We start from the raw sequence: 18,532 nt of genomic DNA, 5'->3' as shown, positions 1-18,532 counted from the left end.
CTTAAAATATTTAGATATAGAATCAAAAAATTCCCTATATAACTTCTAACTATTTTTCATCATTTCACAAAACTGCTTAAACAAATATCCAGAATCGTGAGGTCCTGGACTTGCTTCAGGATGATATTGAACAGAGAACATCGGCAGCCTTTTATGTCTGATACCTTCAACAGTTTTATCATTTAGGTTAATATGAGTAACTTCCCAATTTGATTTATCAATTGATTCATAATCAACAGCAAATCCGTGATTTTGTGAAGTAATCTCAACTTCATCAGTATCGAGTCTTTTTACCGGATGATTTCCACCGTGATGTCCAAATTTTAACTTAAATGTTTTTGCACCCGAAGCCAGTGCCATCAACTGGTGGCCTAGACAAATTCCAAAAATTGGCACTTTCCCAAATAACTCTTTAATAGTATTAATTGCATAACTTACAGCAGCAGGATCTCCAGGACCATTCGATAAAAAGATGCCATCTGGTTTTATTGATAAGATTTCCTCTGGACTGCTAAACGCAGAAAATACCGTTAACTTACACCCTAAAGCAGTTAATATTTTAAGTATATTCCATTTAATTCCATAATCTATAACCGCAACATTAAAATCTCCTTCACTCTTAAATCTCTCGCTGATCCATTTGTCAGTTCGATTCCAGGTATACCTTTCTTTTGGCGTAACATCCTTTACGAGATCTAGTCCTTCCATAGAAGGAAAAACTTTTAGCTTCTCATAAAGTGATTCAGGATTCAGATCTAAAGTAGATATAATGCCGTTAAGAGCCCCCCTTGTTCTTAATTTTCTCGTAAGCAATCTGGTATCTATATTATCAATGCCCACTATATTATTCCTTTTTAAATAAGAATCTAGCGTTTCTTGTGACCTCCAATTTGAACTTCTATCCTTATATTCTCTTACGATAAAACCCTTTGCAAATGGCATAGCACTTTCTACGTCTTCATCATTCACCCCATAGTTTCCAATCAAAGGATATGTCATTGTTACGATCTGACCAAAATAGGAAGGATCAGTAAGTATTTCTTGATATCCGCTCATACACGTATTAAAAACAACTTCACCCATAACCTCTCCTTCAGCTCCAAAAGACCTTCCCAAAAAGAAGCTTTTATCTTCAAGCAAAAGCACAGCTTTTTTAAAATTTATCAAATAAACACGTCCTTTCTTTGATTTTCTATCATTAAAAATTAAACTTTAAAACTTACATTTAATGCTTTTTATAAAACTCTTATCTTTATAAACTAATTTTCCATTATAAAAGGTAGCTAGAGGAAAGCCAAATAATGTTTTGCTAAGAAACGGTGAAAGCTTGCACTTGGAATAAAACATTTTAGATTCTACCAAAAATTCCTTATTCTTTTTGAAAATAAAAAAATTCGCTTTAGATTTATCTTTTAGTTCCAAAATAGGCAGAGAAAAGATCTTAGAGGGATTGACAACCATCCACTTAATTACATCCTCTAAATTGCACTTATTATTCATGACAAAATTTGTATATAAAACAGCAAAGGCGGTTTCAAGCCCAGGAGTTCCAAAGGGCGCTTGACTATAATCTAATTCTTTCTCTTCAAGAGTATGAGGTGCATGATCCGTGCAAACCATATCTATCAACCCCTCTTTCAGAGCGTCAAAGAGCCTCTCCATATCTTCAACATCTCTAAATGGAGGTTTTACCTTAAACCTAGTATCAAAGATAGGTATATTTTCACAATTGAAAACGAGATGATTTACAGTAACTTCAGAAGAAACGTTTAAGCCTTCTTCTTTAGCTATTTCAATGTATTTTAGGGAATATCTAGTAGACAAATGAGCTAGATGCAACCTTGACCTAGTTTCTCTAGCTAATGCAATATCCCTAGCCACTGAGATCTCCTCGGAGGTGTAAGGAATTGAAGCAATGCCATAAGCTCTCGAGATTTTCCCCTCATGTATTATCCCATTGTCACTCAACACAAGGTCTTCTGGATGGTCTATTATAATCCCATCAAAGGCCTTCGCATAAATCAGAGCCCTTCTGAGAATCTTTGTTGTAATTGGTTTTCCATCATCAGAAAATGCTATTGCCCCCTCCTTTTTCATTTCAAGCAAAGGAGACAATTCCTCACCTAACTGACTTTTTGAAACGGCACCAACAGGATAGATTTTAATAAGTGAATTTTTACTGATATTATTCACTAAATAATTTACAAGATATGCATTATCAACTACCGGATTGGTATTCGGCATCGTAAAAATCTGTCCGAATCCGCCTCGCGCAGCAGCTTTAGATCCAGAAACAATATCTTCCCTTTCTTCTTGACCTGGAACTCTCATATGAGTATGTACATCAGTTAGTAACGGCATTACAACAAATTCTTCGCCCTCAACAACCTCTACATAGTCAGATTCATCATATGAATCTATATAGTTTACTGTACCAGATTGATCAATATAAAAACTAATTCTTTTTGAGCTTAGATCAGAAAAAAAAACCAAAATATTTTTAAACAACACTTTATCTAATTTATCCATTACTTTATCCATTAAATAAATACCTCGCCCTTTTTATTTTATTTAAGTTGGCAATGTTATATTATCTTTATGCGCTAATAAGTGATAAAAAATAGACATCCTTATTGCTACGCCGTTTGTTACTTGATTTCTAATAAGAGAATTTTTACCATCTGCAATTTCAGATGATATCTCAAGACCCCTATTCATAGGTCCAGGGTGCATTATTATCACATTGTTATTTTTAGACAATCTTTCGCGATTTAATCCATAAAAAATGGAATACTCCCTAGTATTTGGAATCCAGGCGCTTGCAGCCCTCTCAAGTTGAATTCTTAAGACAATAATTGCATCTGCATCCTTGATAGCCCTATCTACATCCCAATACACATCTACATCCCATTCTTTTTCAAACTCTTCTCGCACAAGGGTAGATGGACCGCAAAGCGAAACCCTAGCCCCAAATTTCTTTAAAAGCCATATGTTTGATCTAGCAACTCTACTATTTAACACATCTCCTAAAATCAAAATCCTTTTATCCTTAAGATCACCAAAATGCTGCATTAAAGTAAAGGCATCAAGCAAAGCCTGAGAAGGATGTTCGTTTGAACCATCTCCAGCATTAATTACTTTTGCGGATGTAAAATTAGTAATGTATTCAGGCATTTTTGATATGTGATGTCTTATTACAATACAATCTGGTTTCATAGCATTAAGCGTTAAACAGGTATCTTTAATTGTTTCACCCTTTTTAGTAGAACTCTGAGACACAGACAAATTTATAACATCAGCTCCAAGTGTCTTCCCAGCAATTTCAAAAGAAGTCCTTGTCCTGGTGCTTGGCTCAAAGAAGAGGGTTAAAATAAGCCTGCCTTTTAAAATCGGTATCTTCTTTGTAGGTCTACTTAAAACCTCCAAAAATTTTTTTGCATTATCAAATATTTCTAATACTTCATCTAAATCTAAAAATTTCGTGCTAAGTAGGTGGGAAATCACTCTACAATAATCACCTCATCTACATTATCAATCTCTTTAAGTTTGACTCTTACATCCTCTTTTAAAGAGGTAGGGACATATTTACCTAAATAGTTTGCATTAATTGGAAGTTCACGATGTCCTCTATCAATAAGAACTAATAATTCTATTTTTTTAGGCCTACCAAAATCAAAAATAGCTTCTATAGCACCTCTAATAGTCCTTCCCGTAAAAAGCACATCATCAACAAGTATAATTGAACGGTCTTGAGTTGAATTCATATTTGTAGTTTTTAAAGGAATTTTTTTGTTGATATATAAATCATCCCTATAAGGAGTAATATCTAACTCTGCTGTTTCAAGTTTGATTCCTTTATCATTTAAAAAGATATTTGCAACGCGCCTACTTAAAAAAACCCCCCTTGTCCACAAGCCTACCAATAAAAGTTTCTCAAAATCTTTGTGATTCTCATAAATTTCATAAACTAAACGATGAAGTATCTTATTAATTTCCTGCTCATCTAAGATCTTTGCCTTGAGCATAATACCTCCCTGTTAACTATGAATATGTTACTACATTTTTTACAAACTGTGAATTATTTAGTCTTATTGTATAATTGATTATTGAAACTCTAACTCTTAAAGAGGAGGTTTTACTTGTCTTTTTATAATTACTTAAAAACAGAAACGCTAAAACACATCATTAATCTTTATCCAGAAATTAAAGATCCAGCATCTTTTGTAGAAATACAAATCTCAAACCCTCAATACGGTGATTATACCATCCTAAGTTCAATGAAGCTTGCAAAACATCTAAAAGAAAGCCCCCTAAAAATTGCTGACAAATTGGCTCAAAATTTTAACAATAAAGATAGCTTTTCTGTCCAGGTTGCAAATCCTGGTTTTATTAACATCACCCTCAAGGAAGACGCTCTACAAGATATTTTAAAAAACTTTTCTATTAAGTCCTACTTAAACGGCTCCGAATCCAAGAAAATCCTTATAGAATACGTCTCAGCAAATCCCACTGGGCCTCTACATATAGGACACGGCAGATGGGCTGCCTTTGGAGATTCCTTATCAAGAATTTTAAAGGATTATGGTTTTGATGTACAAACTGAATTTTACGTAAACAATTATGGAAATCAAATGGAACTCTTTACCCTATCAATAATAGCAAGAATGAAAGAAATCCTAAAGGAAGATTATGCCTTTCCCGAAAATGGTTATCAGGGTGAATACGTTATAGAAATTGCAAAGAAAATCCTCAATAAATATCCTTTCCTTGCTAAGGAAGATAAAAATCAACACTTTGAACTCATAAGAGAAGAAGCCCTAAATATAGCTCTTACAGAACAAAAAGAAACATTAAAGAATTTTGGTGTTCTATTTGATTCATTTTTTTTCGAAAGTAATTTACATCAGGAAAACAAAATAAGTAAAATAATTGAACTTTTAGTATCAAAAAATCAGACATATAAAAAAGACGGTGCACTTTGGCTTAAAACCTCCAACTATTTCGATACAGAAGATAGAGTATTGATTAGAGAAAATGGACTTCCTACCTATTTTGCGGCAGATATAGCATATCATTATGAAAAATTTAAAAGAAATTTTGACATCTACATAAACATATGGGGAACAGATCACCACGGTTATATAGCAAGACTCAAGAGTGCACTAAAGGCTTTGGGTTTGCCAGAAGAAAGGCTTATCATACTTTTAGGTCAACTAGTAAATCTTTATAAAAATAAAAATCTTATAAGAATGTCAAAGAGAACTGGTAATATGGTAACTTTAAAAGAACTTTTGGAAGAAGTGGGGCCTGACGTTCTCAGATTCTATTTAACATCAAGATCGCTAAACAGCACAATAGACTTTCACATAGAAAAAGCAAAGGAAGTCACAATGGACAACCCGCTATACTATATACAATATGCATGTGCAAGAATTTCAAGCATAAAAAGGAACATTGCTGAAGAGATACCAAACAATCTAGATGAATATTCGAAATATATCAAAACACAGGAAGAATATGAGATTATTAAAAAAATTGATAACTTTGATTTTTTCAGAGAAAAGGCTGTTAGAGATTACGAACCTTACTACCTCGTGAATTATATGTTGGATCTTTCAAGACTATTCCATATTTATTATCAAAAAAACAGAATTATCAACCAAGATAAGACAATCCAATGGTCGAGGTTATTTCTAATCTTAAGAATACACGAAATTCTATCAAAGGGGTTATCGTATTTAAATATCATACCATTGGAGAAAATGTGAAATCAAAGTTTCTTTTAATAACAATATTAACATTTTGCCTATTTTTTAGCTTATTTAGTAACATTAAAGCGCGTGCAAGCGATCAGCTTCAAGTCAATCTTTCCATCACAGGAAACGAAATGCTAGATGGCAATTACAGTTCAATAAGTTCAATTTATGTTCATGTAAAAGCTGATACAAATTTAATTAAAGAAATTGTTCAAAATACACCCGATTATGGGCCTGTTCTTGAATCATGGCTTAAACTTGGAAACAAACCTCCTGTAACAGGTCCAAAATTAATTTACAGACTTGATTTTTATTCTCCTGATGGCAGATCTATGTATGCAACTGACATAGTTTTCTTCGCAAGAAAGTATTCAGTTGTTAGTGATAACGGTCAGAGGAGGCCAGTTACCGAAATAGTAGATGAAACCAATATTGTAATTCCAGTAAAGATAGAAATTCAAGGTACTTATAAACTTTTAATAAGTCATGAAGGTAGACCTATTTACGTTAAAAATATTGTCCTAGAAAAAGACAAAGAAGAGAATAAAACTCCAACTGAAACGATAACTCCTAATCAGGAAAACACTAATAAAACTCAAAAAGCTAATAACTTTTCTGATTTTTTACCCATCATACTTACAATTGCTGGTATTCTATTGATAGTCATATCTTTCTTTATTATTATTATAGCTGTTAAAAGATTTCCCAAAAAACCAGAGGCAAAATGTCCTTTTTGTCATAGAACACTTTTTGACGAAAATGATACATTTTGTTGTTATTGTGGGGCTTTATTAAGGCCAGAAAAAAAGCAAAATAACGACGAAAACGAAAATGTATAAAAAAAAATTAATATTTTTTATTCTTATTTCAGTATGTTATACTCTTTTGAACATTAAGTGCAGTGCAAGTTCTCAAACTATAGTTAACTACGATGCAGACTATAAAGAAGGCGAAAAGATTGCAAAAGAAATTGAATCATACTATAAAATTGTAAAAGATCCAGCAGTTCAGGAAAGATTAAACAAAATTGGTGAGCGACTGCAAAAATATGCCAGAGATTTCTCAGGAGTTAAAGACTTAAAATTAACGATAAAGGCATATTATAGCAATGACGTTAATGCTTTTGCCTTGCCAGGCGGTTTTATCTTTGTTACAACAGGCATGTTAAACTTTGTAAGAACCGATGATGAGCTAGCGTGTATATTATCACACGAAACCGGTCATGTAGTATTAGATCATCACAGAAAGCAAATGGAACTTCAAAAGAAATACGCCCTTGTTGCGCTTGCAGTAATAATAGCGTCAAGAGGAAACGCCGCAGCGTCAGAATCTGCAAGCCTACTGTCGATGGCAATGATGAATCAATATTCTATTGGCTTAGAGAAGCAGGCAGATGAGTTTGCAATTAAGTGCGCAATGGCTTGCGGTTACAATCCAGTTGGTTTACTCACAACAATGGAAAGACTTAATGCAAGAGAAAGGAGTTATCAAGATATAAATTGGGGAATTTATCAAAATCACCCAGAAACAGAAGAAAGAATTCATTATATTATCGCAGATTTAAAAAAATATGGAGTTGTAATCAACAGAAGAATTGCGGCTGATTACTTTAGAGTAACCAATAATGGACCTAACGTTTATATTGAAAAGGATCTCTGGTTTAATTTACAAGATTACCCTACAATCTTTCCAAACCCTTTCATTGATTTGACATCAGTAATTAAAAATTTAAACCTCGCTTTTGACAAAGAACCAAGTATCTATGATATAAGAGTAGTTGATGACAATAAAAATGTTATAATTGATATCAAAAATATATCAGTTATTTGTGCAAAAAATACTGATGAAAACAGGAAAATTCTTGAGGATTTATGTTCGAGATTAAAAAAAATAGTTTGGAAAAATTCACTTTGGGAGGCTTTTAATTAAATGCATGAAGCAAGCATTGTGCAAGAAATTATCGATATAACAACCGAACAGGCCAAACAAAACAATGCAAAGAAAATTCTTGAAGTAGAAATAACTGTAGGAGCGGGTGCAATGATTGAAACCGACCTTTTAGCTTCAGCTTTTGATATCATGAAATACGAAACTATGTTGGAAAATGCTACTTTAAAGATTAATAAAGTAAACTTAAAATTACATTGTCTCAACTGTGGAAAGGTGTTTGAAAGTAATAAAATGGTAATGGAATGTCCAAATTGTCACTCTTTTGAAACAATAATTGAATCTGGTAGAGAGATGTTAATTAACAAAATTATTGCAGAATAGTTTTTTTACAAAATTACAAAAAATCAATAGAAAGGGATAATTATGGAAACTAAGGATATAAACTTAAATATTCCAATTCTTTCAAAAAATGTTAAAGAAGCAGAAACTAATAAAAAGATTTTTGAATCAAAAAGATTATTAGTTATAAATCTTATAAGTTCTCCTGGTTCAGGTAAAACAACGCTTTTAGAAAATGTTGCCCCAATGTTAAATGATTTTGGCTATCCTTCTTTAGTTATAGAGGGAGATATTGCTACTACAAGAGACGCAGAAAGAATTAATAAAAAAAATATAAAGTGCGTACAAATTAATACACATGGCATTTGTCACCTTGAATCAAAAATGATAAGAAAGGCCTTCGAACAACTTCATGTGGAAAACGAAAAGATCCTGTTCATTGAAAATGTAGGCAATCTTGTTTGTCCAGCAGAATTTTATTTAGGAGAACATGAAAAGGTAGCAATATTAAGCGTTACAGAAGGCGAGGATAAACCAGAAAAATATCCATTACTTTTCAAAGAATCTTCCTGTGTTCTCTTAACAAAGGTAGATCTCTTGCCTTTCCTCGATCTTAGTAAAGAAGATTTCATTTCAGAAATCAGAAAATTAAACAACACATCTCCTATTTTTCTTGTCTCAAAAAAGGAAAAAGACTCATATTATAAATTTGTTGAATGGTTAATTCAAAAATACCTTTCTATCTTTGGGGAAGGACAATGATTGCATTGTTCTCGTGTTTAGGAAGATTTACAGGCTTGTTTTTCTCAGTTGAGCCTTGAGTTCCTTCAGTAGGGTTTTCTTTAGGTTTTTTCTCTTTAGGAACATATGGACCACCAGGATATCTATTATCGTATTCTGTAGGAACCTTGTCTTTTGGAAAGGATTTTAATATGGGGTTTGGACACTTATCCGTTGCTAGCTTGTCTGAATCACCACAAACCCAAACGCTTACTTCACTGTTACCTGGAGATCCAATAGGCTCAGAGCTTTTTGGAAAATAGGCAACAGGTGTACCTGCAAGTGCACTTTTCATAAATGATGCCCAAATTTCTGCAGGAATAGAGCCACCTACCACACCGTACATTGGAGAATTATCATCATTCCCTACCCATACTCCACAAACCAAATTTGGAGTAAAACCTATAAACCATGCGTTTCTAAAGTCATCAGTAGTACCTGTTTTCCCTGCAGCGGGCCTACCGATATTCGCTGCCATACCAGTACCATGTAATATTACGTTGGCAAGCATATTATCAAGCACAGCTATATATTTTTCATCAAACACCCTTTGAGGTATAGGTTTGTTTTCTTCTAAAACTTTCCCATTCCTATCTAAAACTTTAGTCACAAAAATAGGCTCTACCCTAATGCCCCTATTTGCAAAAACTCCATAGGCAGAAGTAAGTTCAAGTAAATTCACATCACTTGCGCCTAAAACAAGAGCTAAATTCGGGCTCAAAGGGCTCTTTATGCCAGCTTTTCTTGCAGTTTTTATTGCATTTTCCACTCCTACTTTTGCAAGTAGTTTTACGCTTGGAACATTTCTAGAAAGCATTAGAGCCTCCCACATAGGAATATTACCCATAAAAGTTCGATCATAATTCTGGGGACTCCAAGGACCTTCAGGAGTTGGATAGGTAACAGGTGTATCAGACAACATGGTATCAGGAGTCATTCCCTCTTCTAAGGCAGTTAAATAAACAAAGGGTTTAAATGCAGAACCTGGCTGTCTTTCAGCCATAATTACTCTATCAAATTGACTTTTCTCGTAACTAACTCCTCCAACATAAGCTCTTATTTCTCCATTTTGAGGATCAATAGCGACAAGAGCACCTTCTGAAACGTGTAGATATTTATATTTGTTCACATATTCCTTTACCAAATTGTCGGCTTCTTCTTGCATTTTATAGTCAAGAGTTGTATAAATCTTTAAACCACCCGTATAAACTTCATTGTAACCGTATTTCTTAGCCATTTCCTGCAAAACATGATCAACAAAGTATGGGGCTATACCTCCCCATTTGGAGTTTGAGTGTGCAATTTTAATTGGTTGTTTGTATGCCTCTTCAGCTTGAGCCTTAGTAATAAAGCCGACATCAACCATTCTATTTAGGACAATTTTCTGACGCTCTTTGGCTAATTCAAAATTTCTTACAGGAGAGTAATATTCAGGTGCGCTTATCAAACCCGCAAGCATTGCAGATTCTGCTAAATTCAGATCTTTCACGTCTTTGTTGAAATAATATTTTGAGGCTGCTTCAACACCATTCGTTCCATGGCCTAAGTATATCTCGTTAAGGTAAAGCTCAAGAATTTTAGGCTTACTTAAAGTCAGATCTACCCTTATTGCAAGAACCAGTTCTACTAATTTTCTCATTATAGTTTGTTGTGGAGTAAGGTAAATATTCTTAACCAGCTGTTGAGTTAGAGTACTTCCTCCTTCAACTTCCCTTCCATGAACAACATCTGTAATAAAAGCTCTTATAATTCCTATCGGATCAAAACCAATCTCAGAATAAAATCTTGAATCTTCAATTGCTATAACTGCATCTTGCAAACTTTTTGGGATATCTTTCAGCGGCACCACTATTCTGTTTTCAGAATCATACAGAGTAGTTATCAATTTTCCATTTCTATCGAATATTTGTGTGGCTTCAGGTGGAGCATAGTTTTCAAGACTCTCAACATTTGGAACCTTAATAAAGGAGTAAATCGTAACACCAGCTAAAAGACCTACAATAAAAAGGGTAAGAAAAATCCCTATAAAAATTGCAAATCTCTTAACTTTATTAAGCATATTATATTATCTGCCTAAGTTTTAAAGATACATAAACGCTGGTCTCATCAGGAGGGACAAGGTTTGAACTTCCATCTCTTCTTACTTTTATCTCAATAAGACCCGAATCAGAAAAGTGGCTTCCTATAATAATTTTAATTGGAATCCCCAAGAGATCAGCATCTTTAAATTTGACTCCTGCTCTCTCATCGCGATCGTCAAACAGTACACTAATGCCTCTATCCTTTAAATCATAAAAGATCATCTCAGATGTTTTAAATTGACTGGTATCATTTATATTAGCAGGAATTATAATAACTTGATAAGGGCAAACAGAATTTGGCCATATAATACCAAACTCATCATGATGTTGTTCTACAATTATTGCTAAAAGCCTTGATATACCAATTCCATAACATCCCATTACAAAAGGTTTCTCTTTACCATCTTCATCTTTGAAATAAGCCTTCATTGGTTCGCTGTATTTTGTGCCTAGTTTAAATACATGACCTGCTTCACTTCCGGTACTTTCCAACAACTTAGCACCACATTGAGAACAAAATTCTCCAGCCTTCGATACTCTTAAATCAAAAACCTTTTCAGTATAGAAATCCCTTTTAAAGTAAACATTCTTATAGTGATAGCCATCTTTATTAGCTCCCGCATAAAATGCTACATTCTCAACACAAACTCTCTTGTCACATATTAAATTTATTTTACTATCAATTTTCACAGGTCCTATTGAACCAACCGATAGTCCTAATTCCTGTTTAATTTCTTCAGAAGTCATCATAGATATCTCCTTGCCACCCAAAGCATTTTTTAACTTTACTTCGTTTAGTTCGTCATCACCAGCTAATACTATCATAGTTGGTTTCCCATCTATCCTATATATTAGTGATTTTAGAATATACTTTTGATTTACGCCAATATATTCTGAAACCTCATCAACCGTTCTTGCACCAGGTGTAGGAATAATTTCTAAATTATATAAGTCATTATTACTACTATAAAAAGGCTCATAAGTTGAGGTAGCCTTTTCAAGATTAGCAGCATAAGAGCATTTCGAACAATAAAGTATTTTATCCTCTCCAAAAGGAGTTAAAACCATAAACTCATGAGAAACACTTCCACCAATAGCGCCAGAATCTGCTTCAACAGATTTAAAATTTAAACCCATTCTATTAAAAATTTTTTCATAAGCGTGAAACATATCCCAATATGTTTTGTCAAGATCTTCATCGTTCCTGTGAAAGCTATAGGCATCTTTCATAATAAATTCCCGCGTTCTCATTAAGCCAAATCGAGGCCTTATCTCATCTCTAAATTTTGTCTGTATTTGGAACACGGAAATCGGAAGTTGTTTGTAAGAATTAACCTCCCTTTTTATTAAGTCAGTTATAACTTCCTCATGTGTGGGACCAAGGGCATATTCTTTTTCGTGTCTATCCCTTAATCTCATAAGTTCAGGCCCATACATTTTCCATCTTCCTGAAATTTCCCAGATTTCCTTTGGTTGAAGAGCAGGAAGAAGTAATTCCTGCGAATTAATATTGACCATTTCTTCTCGAACTATATTTTCAATTTTCAATAAAACTTTTCTTGCCAACGGCAAATAAGTATAAATACCTGAACTAAGTCTTCTTATATAGCCAGCTCTTAACAAGAGAACATGACTAATAGCCTCAGCATCACCGGGCACCTCTTTTAAAGTTTTGAAAAATAATTTGGATAATTTCATAAGTCCTCCTGACAGATAAGAGATTCTAGTTCATCCAAAAAAACTTTTTCGAGATTATCGTTATCGATTTTTTTTATTATTTTTCCATATCTAAATATAAAAGCAAACTTTTTAGCGCATGCAATACCTAAATCTGCCGATTTAGCCTCAGAAGGACCATTAACGGCACATCCCATAATGGCAACTCTCAAGGGCTTTTTTACGCTTAGAAGTCTTTTTTCAACAAGTTTAGTTAATTTCCCTAAATTTACTTCTGTTCTGCCACAAGTTGGACAGGATATTATTACTGGTCCAGTTTCAAGTTCAAGCGATTTGAGGATCTCTTTCCCCACTTTAACTTCATCAGTTGGATCTGCACTGAGAGATACTCTAATTGTATCCCCAATACCCTTGCTGAGTAGTATACCAAGAGCAACGCTTGATCTTACTGTTCCCTGGAAAAGAGGGCCCGCTTCAGTAACTCCTACGTGTAAAGGATATGGAAATTTTCTAAATAACAGTTCATAGGTTTTTACAAGCAAATTTACAGAGAAGGTTTTTGCACTAATTATAATATCGTTAAATCCTACATCTTCCAACAGCCTTACCTCTCTGGACACCGATTCAACAAGGGCACCAACCGGATCTACCTCAAACATGCCAAGAAGATCTTTAGGTAGCGAACCTTCATTTACACCAATTCTAATAGGAATTTTATTGCTCAGTGCAGCCTTAACAACTTCTAATAGATTATTTTTCGAACCAATATTGCCAGGATTTATTCTAATCTTAGAAACTCCTGCATCAATAGCCTTTAGAGCTAATCTATAATCAAAATGAATATCAGCCACAACTGGTATTGATACCTTTTTAACAATTTTATAAAGCGCTTCAGCTGCTTCATTATCTGGTACAGCCAATCTTACCAAATCAGCTCCCGACTTTTGAATTTGTTCAATTTGTTTAACAGTAGCAGCAACATTCCTCGTATCTTTTTTTGTCATTGTTTGGACAAATACTTTACCCGATCCAAAAATTAAATCTTTAACAACAACACTTCTCCTATTCATCTCTTGAAGATCCTTAATATATCAAAATAACTAACAAATATCATTAATAAAATTAAGAAAATAAAGCCAGCCACGTGTATTAAATTTTCTTTTTTAGGATCTACAGGCTTTCCTCTAATAATTTCTACAATTATAAAAAGAATCCTTGAACCATCAAGCGCAGGAATTGGAAGCAAGTTTAATATACCTAAATTTAAAGATAAAAAACCTATAAAAAAAATAAGGGCAGTAGGACCTTCATTGGCAGCTTGACCAAGCATGTTTGCTATTCCTATTGGACCAGCCAAACTTCCGACAGGCATTTTGCCTGTTATCAACATCAATATACTAGTAACAAGCGCAATAGACCAAGATATAGTTTGTGTAAATCCCATTAATATTGAATCAACAATGGAATATCTCTTTAAAGTTCGATCAAACATTATTCCAATTATATATCTGTTTTCCTTTTGATCGAATTCCGGAGTAAGACTAATATTTATATCTTTCCCATCTCTTAAAACAGTTAAAGTAATTTTTTCACCCTTTGAATTAGAAATCATCTTTATTAGATCATTGGGCGTTTTAATTAAAATTCCATTAACAGCGACAATCTTATCTCCAACCTTTATTCCTGCTTTTGCAGCTGGAAAATTGTCATTCACAGATTGAATTCTTAGATCGGGAACGTATATACCCTGAGTGAAAACCAATGTAAAAAGAAACGCTGCCATAATTATATTCATTACAGGACCAGCTAATATTACTAAAATTTTTTGAAAGGATTTAATTTGATCAAACCTTTTAGTCCCGGGTAATACCTCTCCCTCATCTAGACCAGCAATTCTTACAAAGCCTCCCAGAGGTAATATTCTAACGCTTAAATCCGTTTCCTTATACTTGCTTTTAAAAATTCTTGGACCAAAACCAATAGAAAATTCGTATACACCTACGCCAAAAATTCTTGCAAATATGAAATGTCCACCTTCATGAACAAGAGTAGCAACAAAAATAACTAAAACAAAAATTAAAAAGCTCATTAAAGTTTATATTCCTCCAACAATTCTAAACTTTTTATCACAGTTTCATTATAAATCAAATCAACATCTTCAAAAGAGGTTATATTTCCAGAATTAGATTTAGACACGATTAGTTCTAATATTTTAGGGATTTTTAAGAATGAAATTCTTTTTTCTAAAAATGCATTTACCAAAACCTCATCACAGGCAGCAAGCGCGGCAGTTTTAATCGAACCACCTTTTAAGGCTTCATAAGCAAGTGCTAAACATGGAAAATCTTTATAGTTAGGCTTTTCAAATTCCAAAACTAAGCCTCTCTCAAAATTTTCTTTATGGCCAACCCATCTTTCAGGATAAGAAAGTGCATGTTGAATAGGTATACGCATATCCGGTTTATAGTACAAAATTTTAACAGATCCATCAAGAAAAGAAACTAAAGAATGAACTACACTAGTTCTGTTAATAAAAACCTTAATTTTTTCTGGTTCGAAACCAAACAAAAAGGAAGCTTCTATAACTTCAAAACCTTTATTCATCAAATTAGCTGAATCAACTGTAACCTTTGGACCCATTTTCCACGTAGGATGGGATAACACTTCTTCAACTGATGGATCTTTAACAAACTTCTTTTTATAGAATGGTCCTCCTGAAGCCGTCAAATATACAGAATCGACAAAGGATGTGTCTTCGTTTTCTAATAATTGAAAAATGGCATTATGCTCGCTATCTACGGGTAAAATTCTTTTGCCAAGTTTCTTAGCATAATTAACAATCAAACTTCCACCATAAACAAGAATTTCTTTGGTAGCAAAAGCAAGATCCTTGCCAGAATCCAGTGCAGCTTTAGCAATATACAAAGAATCTTTGCCAATCCAAGCCAACAATACTGCATCAGCTACTGTTTCTCTAATCATTTCCAAAATTCCTTCAAAACCATAAAAAGTTTTATTTGGCTTATTTCTAAAATTTTCTTTGTACAACAAACTCACGCTTTCTGGATGAAATTCCTCCACCTGTTTTTTCAATTGCTCTGATGCCCTTCTTGCAGCTAAACCAACAATTTTTAACTTGTCAGAATGAGCTCTTACAACTTCTAATGTTTGAGTACCGATAGAACCGGTAGAACCGATTAGAATTATCCTCTTCATTTAATTTTCTCAAGATAAAAAATCATAAAGTACAAAACTGGTGAAGAAAAAAATAAACTATCAAACCTATCAAAGAAACCTCCATGTCCCGGTAAGAAACTTCCAGAATCCTTACAATCAAAAGCTCTTTTGATTAAAGACTCACTAAGATCTGAAATTTGAGAAATTATATTAACAACAAATCCTACCAAAAGCAAAGAATAAAAAGGTTTTTGCAGTAAAGTTGAAAAAAGTAAAAAGGGAACAATTCCAAATATCATACTAGCAAATGCGCCTTCCCAAGTCTTTTTAGGAGAAACGTTTGAAAGCCTGTGCTTGCCAAAATTTTTGCCTACTACATATGCCATAGAATCGCCAAGCCATAAACTTGTCATAAGAGCAAATGACCAAAAAAAACCCTTATCAAGGCTTCTAATGAGATAAAAAAACGATAAAGAAAAAGATATAAAAAAAGAAGTAGCAAAGGAAAGACTAAGATCAAAAAAACTATATTTGTTAAAGAAGATTATCGATGTAATAAAAAATAGCAACATACTTAAAAATATTGAAAAAGATAAAAAACCAAAAATATTTCCAAAAAAAATTATAAAAGAAGCTAAATAAGTAACTAAAGGCATTTTATAATTTTTATTCTTCATCATCACGCTAAATTCATATGTAGAGAATAAAATTAGAACTGAAAGAAGTAGTATAAGCCAAAAATTACCTGCATAAATAAGAAATAATAAAAGAGGTATCCCCCAACAAGCTGTTATTATCCTGAAAATCAAGAAGTACGCCCTCCAAATCTTCTTTGTCTGCTATGAAATTCTGCAATAATATTGTCCAAATCCTTTTCTGTAAAATCTGGCCAAAATTTATCAACAAAAAAAAGTTCCGTATAAGCTATCTGCCATAATAAAAAGTTGCTTATTCTCTTCTCCCCGCCCGTTCTTATCAAGATATCGGGATCTGGAAAAGGATATGTCAAAAGCATCTTGCTAAAATTTTCTTCATCATAGTTAGAATCTAAAGATTTTATTTTAGCAGCCGTATGTAGTATTTCTTTTCTTGAACCGTAGTTAAATGCAACTCCCAGATTAACCTTTATAGGAGAAACTTCAATTTTTTCAGAAGTTTCAATTAGGTTTAATACATCACTCGATAAGTTTTCCCTTAGAGAAAAAAATTTTAACTTAACGCCTTTTTTTGACCAATCTTTTATATACTTTTCAATTCCATCATAAAAAATCTTAAAAATTCCTTCAATTTCTTCTTTGGGTCTTTTCCAGTTCTCGGTTGAAAAGGCATAGACGCTTAAATACGGAATATCTCTTTCTATAAAGCAATTAACCATTGCTTGTAATTTTTTAAATCCTTCAAGGTGTCCGGTGGAAACAGGTAGTAATCTAGCCTTTGCCCATCGTGCATTACCATCCATTATGATGGCAATATGTTTTATTTTTGACATATCTAAACCAAATAATCCCTAAGTTTACGGCTTCTACTTGGATGTCTTAATTTTCTAAGAGCTTTAGCCTCAATTTGACGAATCCTTTCTCTGGTAACACCAAATTCCTTTCCTACCTCTTCAAGAGTTCTAGCATGGCCATCCACAAGCCCAAACCTAAGTCTAACCACATCTCTTTCTCTAGGTTGTAAATCCTTAATTACCTCTTCCAAATCTTCTTTTAACAGACGATAAGTCACTGCATCCAGAGGAGATGAAATTGACTCATCAGCTATAAAATCTCCTAGGTGACTATCTTCATCTTTGCCTATAGGAGTTTCGATGGAAATTGGTTCCTGAGAAATTCTTTTGATTTCATGAATTTTTTCGACATTTACCTCCATCTTTTCAGCTATTTCTTCATCAGTGGGTTTTCTACTTAATTGCTGACTTAGATTTCTAACAGTCTTTTTATATTTATTAATTGTTTCAACCATGTGTACCGGTATTCTTATTGTCCTTGCTTGATCAGCTATTGCTCTGGTAACGGCCTGTCTAATCCACCATGTTGCATATGTTGAAAATTTGTATCCCTTTCTATAATCAAATTTTTCAACTGCCCTTAATAAGCCCATATTCCCTTCTTGAATAAGATCAAGAAACAACAATCCTCTTTTTGTATACTTTTTAGCAATGGAAACTACCAGCCTGAGATTTGCTTCGGCAAGCTTTTTCTTTGCTGCCTCGTCTCCATGAAATGCTCTTTCTGCTAAATATTTTTCTTCTGAATGAGTTAAAAGAGGTATTTTTCCAATTTCTTTAAGGTATTGTCTCACTGGATCTTCAACCATAGGAACGCGTTCTTCAGGCATTGTAAGAACGTCTTCCGCTGAAACTGCTTCTGTATCGTTAACTATCTTTAAAAGGTCCTGATCTTCGTCTTCTACATTTCCAGCCTCAATAGACTTTATTATGTTATCTAAATCTGACGGTTCCTCTAAATCATCAAAATAATTAGAAAAACCCTTATAAGTTTGGCTATCTGGATCTGGTATTTGTGGATTTTTCTTAACCTTTTTAGAATTTTTAGGCATTTTTTCACCTTCTAAAATGAAGTTTATAAAAAATGGTGGGCGAAGTAGGGTTCGAACCTACGACCCCCTGCGTGTAAAGCAGGTGCTCTTCCACTGAGCTATCCGCCCATTATCTAAGAAGCTAAATAACAAAAATGGTACCTCCAAGGGGATTCGAACCCCTGTTTCAGCCTTGAAAGGGCTGTGTCCTAGTCCCCTAGACGATGGAGGCATCGTTAATATTCTACAAAAAAGATAAAAATTGTCAACCACGCCAAAATTCTCCAATTT

17 protein-coding genes and 2 tRNA genes are annotated in these 18,532 nt (G+C 33.6%); 5 read left to right on the top strand and 14 right to left on the bottom strand.

The genetic code is table 11. The features are described 5' to 3' along the window. Positions 1-45: 45 nt before the first annotated feature. From carA to pyrR, 4 genes are read right to left on the bottom strand one after another with little or no spacing between them, the layout of a single operon-like run. Positions 46-1,164: a glutamine-hydrolyzing carbamoyl-phosphate synthase small subunit gene (gene carA / locus ACWIUX_RS04235; RefSeq protein ID WP_448589494.1), complete on the bottom strand. Its 1,119-nt coding sequence runs from the start codon at positions 1,162-1,164 to the stop codon at positions 46-48. A 48-nt stretch (positions 1,165-1,212) separates the two neighbouring features. Then, a complete protein-coding gene (locus ACWIUX_RS04230) occupies positions 1,213-2,541 on the bottom strand; it encodes a dihydroorotase (protein WP_448589478.1) in 1,329 nt (442 codons plus the stop codon). A gap of 30 nt (positions 2,542-2,571) precedes the next feature. Beyond that, positions 2,572-3,504, bottom strand: a complete 933-nt coding sequence (locus ACWIUX_RS04225) for an aspartate carbamoyltransferase catalytic subunit (RefSeq protein WP_448589477.1) — start codon at positions 3,502-3,504, stop codon at positions 2,572-2,574. Then, positions 3,501-4,025 carry a bifunctional pyr operon transcriptional regulator/uracil phosphoribosyltransferase PyrR gene (gene pyrR / locus ACWIUX_RS04220; protein ID WP_448589476.1) on the bottom strand — a complete coding sequence of 175 codons (525 nt, stop codon included), beginning with the start codon at positions 4,023-4,025 and terminating at the stop codon, positions 3,501-3,503. The genes ACWIUX_RS04225 and pyrR overlap by 4 nt, the downstream gene beginning before the upstream one ends. 114 nt (positions 4,026-4,139) lie before the next feature. On the opposite strand from pyrR, the gene argS reads away from it, so the two are divergent. Genes argS through hypB form a run of 5 tightly spaced genes read left to right on the top strand, consistent with a single transcriptional unit; the run spans position 4,140 to position 8,747 of the window. Continuing rightward, positions 4,140-5,768: an arginine--tRNA ligase gene (gene argS / locus ACWIUX_RS04215; RefSeq protein WP_448589475.1), complete on the top strand. Its 1,629-nt coding sequence runs from the start codon at positions 4,140-4,142 to the stop codon at positions 5,766-5,768. Next, positions 5,765-6,595, top strand: coding sequence for a hypothetical protein (locus ACWIUX_RS04210; RefSeq protein ID WP_448589474.1), 831 nt, complete (start codon positions 5,765-5,767; stop codon positions 6,593-6,595). Before argS ends, ACWIUX_RS04210 begins: the two co-directional genes overlap by 4 nt. Before the next feature lie 46 nt (positions 6,596-6,641). Continuing rightward, positions 6,642-7,685, top strand: a complete 1,044-nt coding sequence (locus tag ACWIUX_RS04205; RefSeq protein WP_448589473.1) for a M48 family metallopeptidase — start codon at positions 6,642-6,644, stop codon at positions 7,683-7,685. After that, the gene (gene hypA, locus ACWIUX_RS04200) at positions 7,686-8,027 is read left to right on the top strand and encodes a hydrogenase maturation nickel metallochaperone HypA (protein WP_448589472.1); all 342 of its coding nucleotides are present in this window, start codon (positions 7,686-7,688) and stop codon (positions 8,025-8,027) included. Between the two features lie 42 nt (positions 8,028-8,069). Next, a complete protein-coding gene (gene hypB, locus ACWIUX_RS04195; protein WP_448589471.1) occupies positions 8,070-8,747 on the top strand; it encodes a hydrogenase nickel incorporation protein HypB in 678 nt (225 codons plus the stop codon). On the opposite strand, the gene ACWIUX_RS04190 is transcribed toward hypB, so the two are convergent. From ACWIUX_RS04190 to ACWIUX_RS04145, 10 genes are all read right to left on the bottom strand, one after another. Then, on the bottom strand, positions 8,725-10,824 hold the full coding sequence (locus tag ACWIUX_RS04190) for a transglycosylase domain-containing protein (RefSeq protein ID WP_448589470.1): 2,100 nt from the start codon (positions 10,822-10,824) through the stop codon (positions 8,725-8,727). The two genes, hypB and ACWIUX_RS04190, sit on opposite strands and share 23 nt — an antisense overlap. 1 nt (position 10,825) lies before the next feature. Further along, a complete protein-coding gene (locus ACWIUX_RS04185; protein WP_448589469.1) occupies positions 10,826-12,544 on the bottom strand; it encodes a proline--tRNA ligase in 1,719 nt (572 codons plus the stop codon). Then, positions 12,541-13,593 (bottom strand): flavodoxin-dependent (E)-4-hydroxy-3-methylbut-2-enyl-diphosphate synthase, encoded by a 1,053-nt coding sequence (gene ispG / locus ACWIUX_RS04180; RefSeq protein WP_448589468.1) that lies wholly within the window; start codon positions 13,591-13,593, stop codon positions 12,541-12,543. Before ispG ends, ACWIUX_RS04185 begins: the two co-directional genes overlap by 4 nt. Then, positions 13,590-14,612, bottom strand: a complete 1,023-nt coding sequence (gene rseP / locus ACWIUX_RS04175; protein WP_448589467.1) for an RIP metalloprotease RseP — start codon at positions 14,610-14,612, stop codon at positions 13,590-13,592. Before rseP ends, ispG begins: the two co-directional genes overlap by 4 nt. Continuing rightward, entirely contained in the window at positions 14,612-15,739 is a 1,128-nt protein-coding gene (dxr, locus tag ACWIUX_RS04170; protein ID WP_448589466.1) for a 1-deoxy-D-xylulose-5-phosphate reductoisomerase, read from the bottom strand. Before dxr ends, rseP begins: the two co-directional genes overlap by 1 nt. Further along, positions 15,736-16,509: a phosphatidate cytidylyltransferase gene (locus ACWIUX_RS04165; protein ID WP_448589465.1), complete on the bottom strand. Its 774-nt coding sequence runs from the start codon at positions 16,507-16,509 to the stop codon at positions 15,736-15,738. The genes dxr and ACWIUX_RS04165 overlap by 4 nt, the downstream gene beginning before the upstream one ends. Beyond that, complete coding sequence (uppS, locus tag ACWIUX_RS04160; RefSeq protein ID WP_448589464.1) at positions 16,506-17,189, bottom strand: polyprenyl diphosphate synthase; 684 nt, start codon at positions 17,187-17,189, stop codon at positions 16,506-16,508. Before uppS ends, ACWIUX_RS04165 begins: the two co-directional genes overlap by 4 nt. 2 nt (positions 17,190-17,191) lie before the next feature. Beyond that, positions 17,192-18,262 (bottom strand): RNA polymerase sigma factor RpoD, encoded by a 1,071-nt coding sequence (gene rpoD / locus ACWIUX_RS04155; protein ID WP_448589463.1) that lies wholly within the window; start codon positions 18,260-18,262, stop codon positions 17,192-17,194. Between the two features lie 33 nt (positions 18,263-18,295). Next, positions 18,296-18,370, bottom strand: a tRNA-Val gene (locus ACWIUX_RS04150). A 27-nt stretch (positions 18,371-18,397) separates the two neighbouring features. Next, positions 18,398-18,473, bottom strand: a tRNA-Glu gene (locus ACWIUX_RS04145). Positions 18,474-18,532 lie beyond the last annotated feature (59 nt).

This window comes from Thermodesulfobium sp. (assembly GCF_053498235.1).
This window is presented reverse-complemented; position numbering and strand designations above follow the sequence as displayed.